The following is a 4,738-nucleotide window of genomic DNA, read 5'->3' as shown; positions in this document are numbered from 1 at the left end:
CTTCGCCGAGCGCTGGAGCTTCGACCGGGTCTGGCATCGCGGTCTCGGCGCGCAGGAGGTCAACCGCTACCACCAGCTCGAGACGCCGATCTTCTTCGCGGCCGCCCAGGCGGTGTTCGGCGAGACGGCGATGCCCGAACAGGCGCGCTGGTTCGAAACCGGCGCGGTCGGGATCAGCCGGCCGTACTTCTGGCACGCGATGCAGTGGTCGACGATCCCGCGCTTGTTCGAGATGCTCGGCGCGCGCGCGGCCAGCTACCTGGACTGGACGCTGGTGATGTCGGCCGTGGCGCTCATCGTCGCGACCCTGGCGGCCGCGCTGCTGATCCTGGCCCCGCTGGGACGCATGCCGCGTGCCTCGGCGGCCTTCACGCGCAGCGAGGTCATCGGCTATTTCGGGCTGCTCGGGTTCGGTTTCATGCTGATCGAGCTTGCAATGCTGCAGCGCATGATCGCCTTCGTCGAGCTGCCGGTGCTGGCCGCGGCGGTGATCTTCGCCCTGTTCATGCTCGGTGCCGGCATCGGCAGCGCGATGCCAACGCCGCGCCGTGGCGCCGACGCCCTGCGATCGATCTTCGGCGCCTTGGCGATCGGCGGCGCGATCGCGGTGCTGGCGCTGTGGTGGCCCGGCCATCCCCTGCTGGCATTGCCGCTGTTCGCGCGCATCATGTTGCTGGCGGCGTTGCTGTTGCCGATGACCTGGGCCATGGGCCGGCCGTTTCCCTGGGCGTTGCAGCAGCTGGTCGGCACGCGCAGCTGGCAACCCTGGAGCTGGGCGATCAATGGCTTTGCCTCGGTGCTCGCCGCATCGACGGCGACGCTGCTGTCGGTCCAGGCCGGTCAGCCGGTGACGCTGCTGGCCGGCATCGGCTGCTACCTCGGTGCCTGGCTGATCGCTCGGCGCGGGGCTAGGCGGCTGGAGGCCGGTGTGGAGCCCGGCGCGCCCCAATCAAACCGCTGAGCAGCAGGGCGTTGAGCAATGTGCAGCCGAAAGCCGCAGAGTGCTAGACCGGCAGAATCGATTGGATCGCGTTCCATGCGCCGCAGGCTCTGGCTTGATCAGCACCTTGATCCGCAGCTGGGCTCGAGGCTTCGACTTCGCATCGCACCAATGGCTTGTTCATTTCCCCCAACTCATGGCTGTTATGCACCAGCCGATCCTTGCGGTGGCGCCATGCAGCGGGCGACGTCCGCTCGATATCGCCTGTGGTCGGAGATGTCACCGGTACCAACCACCCCAAGCGTTTTCCCCCGCAGGTCGAACCCTTGCAGACCGCCTGCGTTGAAGTCGCCGCGACGCGTGCGTTGGACGGCATCCTCCATGCGATGGCTGATGGTCAGCAAGAGCGCGAAGACATGCTCGGCGACCGTCGTCCTGCCATAGTCCGGCACATTGCTCACCGTGATACCGCGCTCGCGGCAGCGGTTGGTGTCGATGTGATCGACGCCGGTCGAGCGCGAGGCAATCACCTCGAGCGTCGGCATCTCCGCCAATAATACATCCTGGTCAATCGACGAATAGATGAAGGTGCTTACCGCGTCGGCGTCGGCATAGCGCGAGGCATTCTCTGGCCGGAGAGATTCGCTGGTGAACGCGATCTCGTGCTCGCCTTGCAAGCAGTCGAAGGCTCCGGCTTCCCAGTTTTCGACATCGAAGACATAGATTTTCATGGTGGAGGCTCCGTACAGTCCCAAGCGTCTGTCCTTATGCCCCGGCCGCTGGGGCATTTGACAGATCGGAATGTTGATGGCGCTCACGCAGCGCCTTGAATAGCTCCATCACCAAGAGGAGCGAGACGGCGATGCCAAGCAGGGCTGCCCACTTCCACAGCGGCACCGGGACCACCACCTCCAGCACATCGCTCAGCCCCGGCAGGTACATCGCCAGGATGTGCACCGCCTGAACCGCAATCACCGTGCCGATCAGCAGCGGATTGGCACGCAGCGGGATACGCAACGTCGAGCGCTCCTCGGAGCGGCAGTTGAAGTTGTGCAGGTTCTCGAACAGCACTATTAGCATGGGCAGGCTGTGCGATGACTGTTTCACCTTCGCGGGTGATCCTGATTCTCGGGAAAAGATTATTTGATAAGGCTTATAGCCGGGGCAACAGCAATTCCCGGTGAACACTAACCTGCTGAAAAATTGGGCCGTATTTTTGCGAGATTTTGGTAGGCGAGAGGTGGAGTCGAGTGAGATCAGGCGCTTAGATTCTGTTCGCCGGGAATTGCTGCCTTAGTCAGAGTAACCGCCGCCGCCTCCGCGCGGGCCGCGAGCAAAGAAGGGGGTCCGGCCGCGCGGCACGACCACGATGCCAGAATCAGTCACTGGCAGGCCCAGGCTGGCACGATCCTGCTGGGTGTCCCAGCCGATGTGCGTCCCTGGCTCGATCAGGTTGTGCCGGTCGACGATAACGCGGCGCAGCCGCGCATCCTTGCCGATCCTGACATAATCCATAATGATGCTGTCCTCGATCTCCGCGCCCTCCTCGATGACCGCCTCGCGTCGCACGATCGAGTTGCGCACGCGTGCCCCCTCAACCAAGGTTGCCGCGCCTAGCAGGGAGTTGTCGATCTCGCTGTCCATGACGCGCGCGACTGGCCCCTGATAATTGCTCGAGAACACCGGCCAACGCGGGTTGAACAGGTCCAACTGCGGCTGGGCGCCCAGTACATCCTGATGCGCTGCGTAATAGGCATCGATGGTGCCGACATCACGCCAATAGCTCTGCTCTTCATAAGCCTTGAGTCCAGCCACCCGATTGTCGGCAAAGTCATAGGCGAAGACCCGGCTCTCCCCGAGCATCCGCGGTATCACGTGGCTGCCGAAATCGGTCTCGCCGTTGCGCTGCGCATCCCGCAATGCGCGCACCAGGCAGCCTGCCCTGAAGACATAGTTGCCCATCGACGCATAGACCCGGCTGGGATCATCCGGTATCGGTGTGCCCCGTGCCGGCTTTTCCTCGAAGCCGCGCACCCGGCCATCGCTGTCGGCAACGATGATGCCGAAGCTCGGCGATTCTTCGCGCGGCACCGGCAGCGCCGCGACCGTCACATCCGCGTCGCGCTCCAGGTGCTGCTCGATCATCTGATCGACATCCATGCGATAGATGTGGTCGGCGCCGAACACCAGCACCAGGTCTGGGTGATGTGACTCGATCAGCTCCAGATTCTGGGCAACGGCATCCGCAGTGCCGGTGAACCAGGTCTTGCCATTGAGCATCTGGGGTGGCACCACGGTCACGAACTGATCCGGGAACAGCGGCGAGATCGTCCAGGCCTTGCGCACATGCTCGATCAGTGACTGCGACTTGTACTGCACCAGCAGATAGATCGTTGAGATCCCGGAATTGACCAGATTGCTGAGCACGAAGTCAACGATCCGGTAGCGCGAGCCAAACGGGACCGCCGGCTTCGAGCGCTTATCGGTGAGCGGCCGCAGCCGCGAGCCCTGCCCTCCGGCCATCACCATGGCCATGACTTTGCGGCGATCGCCCGCGCGTGAATGGGTCGGTTGCATGGATAGGCTCCTATGTCGGTTCTTCTCGGTCTCCTGCTGCTGCCCCGATAACGGGCAGCTGGCTTGAGCTTAATTAGGTAAATGCACATTCCGTTCCGGGTCGATGCCCACCATCCATGCCGAGGCGATGCCGCCCAATCTGTTCCAGGGCCAGCCGAGCGGTTTGCGACCACCCCGGTGCGCGCCATCGCGCGGGCCGTCCGCTCAGGGAGGGCGGATCATGAGCGGCACGCGCGTTGCTTTAGTTGGGAGGGCGCCGAACGATGTCGTTGCCCGGCGCATGCCCTGCCCTGGAGTTGAGATGCCATGAACACTGCGATGACCGATGAACAATCCATGGATTCGCGCCACCAACGGCTTGAGGCCGTGCGACTCGACCACAATCGGCTGCACGCCCGCGCGACCGAGACTCGAGTAAGGAGAGACCTCAACGCATCGGCATCGGCTTTTCTTGTTCTGGTCATCACCGCGCTGGCGAGCACCGAGCTCAGCGCTCAAGCACCGATCGATCCGGCCGAGCCTGACGAGGCGACGCGAGCCCCGAGCGGCGAGCCCTGGCGCGGCACCCTGCAGAACGGCGCCCAGGTCTGGGTCGACCCGCGCACCAACCGGCCAATGACTAATGGGCCCGGCTACCAGACCCAGCTCTGGGACGGTGTCCACCGCCTGAATGACGGCACCGATCTACACGTGCGCAACGGCCGCGTGGTACCGAACGCCGAGATGCTTAAGCGCCGGCAGGCGACACCGACTCCATCACCCGAGCCTGAGGCTCGCGGAAGCACTGAAACTGACATCGCGCCGCCGGGCGCCACAGCATCACCGAAGACAAGTGGCAGCCGCCCCTGTCAGGTGCTGGTTGACCAGGCCTGCGGCCCCGACAACGCCTGCGCAGACACCACCAAATGCAGCGCTGCACGTCAGCTGGTCGATCTGGCTGCCGAGCAGCGGGCGCGGCAGGCAGATCCAAAGACCATGAACGGCACCGAGATCAAGTGCCGTGAAGCGCTCCGTGACAGCTTTTTTGCACCCTGTCGGCCGAGCGTCAGTGGTAAGTAAGACTCCGCACCGCCGAGCCCTTCAATGACCCGGACGACGCATCGATTGACGCCCTGCTGCAGCGCATCAGCAGTGCGCGCGTCGTGCTGCTCGGCGAGGCCTCTCATGTCCCGCTGATCGCTACTCGAGGTTTCTATGGCAAGCCACCGCATCGGTACCTCC

General features: G+C 64.0%; 4 protein-coding genes and 1 pseudogene. 2 read left to right on the top strand and 3 right to left on the bottom strand.

Annotated features, from left to right (window positions below; all coding sequences use genetic code 11):
• Nucleotides 1–961, top strand: a pseudogene (locus ACLFQI_RS11720) (hypothetical protein); the annotation flags it as partial.
• 182 nt (nt 962–1,143) lie between these two features.
• On the opposite strand, the gene ACLFQI_RS11715 reads toward ACLFQI_RS11720, so the two are convergent.
• The 3 genes from ACLFQI_RS11715 to glgC form a co-directional block, all read right to left on the bottom strand.
• A complete protein-coding gene (locus ACLFQI_RS11715; RefSeq protein WP_410759547.1) occupies nt 1,144–1,671 on the bottom strand; it encodes an NAD(P)-dependent oxidoreductase in 528 nt (175 codons plus the stop codon).
• A gap of 34 nt (nt 1,672–1,705) precedes the next feature.
• Nucleotides 1,706–2,047, bottom strand: a complete 342-nt coding sequence (locus tag ACLFQI_RS11710) for a cation transporting ATPase C-terminal domain-containing protein (protein WP_410759545.1) — start codon at nt 2,045–2,047, stop codon at nt 1,706–1,708.
• A gap of 186 nt (nt 2,048–2,233) precedes the next feature.
• Nucleotides 2,234–3,517, bottom strand: a complete 1,284-nt coding sequence (gene glgC, locus ACLFQI_RS11705; RefSeq protein ID WP_410759544.1) for a glucose-1-phosphate adenylyltransferase — start codon at nt 3,515–3,517, stop codon at nt 2,234–2,236.
• A 306-nt stretch (nt 3,518–3,823) separates the two neighbouring features.
• Between glgC and ACLFQI_RS11700 the strand changes: the two genes are divergently transcribed.
• The gene (locus ACLFQI_RS11700) at nt 3,824–4,576 is read left to right on the top strand and encodes a hypothetical protein (protein WP_410759542.1); all 753 of its coding nucleotides are present in this window, start codon (nt 3,824–3,826) and stop codon (nt 4,574–4,576) included.
• Nucleotides 4,577–4,738 lie beyond the last annotated feature (162 nt).

It is taken from the genome of Halochromatium sp., assembly GCF_046541315.1.
Classification (GTDB): Bacteria; Pseudomonadota; Gammaproteobacteria; order Chromatiales; family Chromatiaceae; genus Lamprobacter.
Note: the sequence above shows the minus strand (reverse complement) of the source record. Positions and strands in the feature narration are given on the sequence as shown.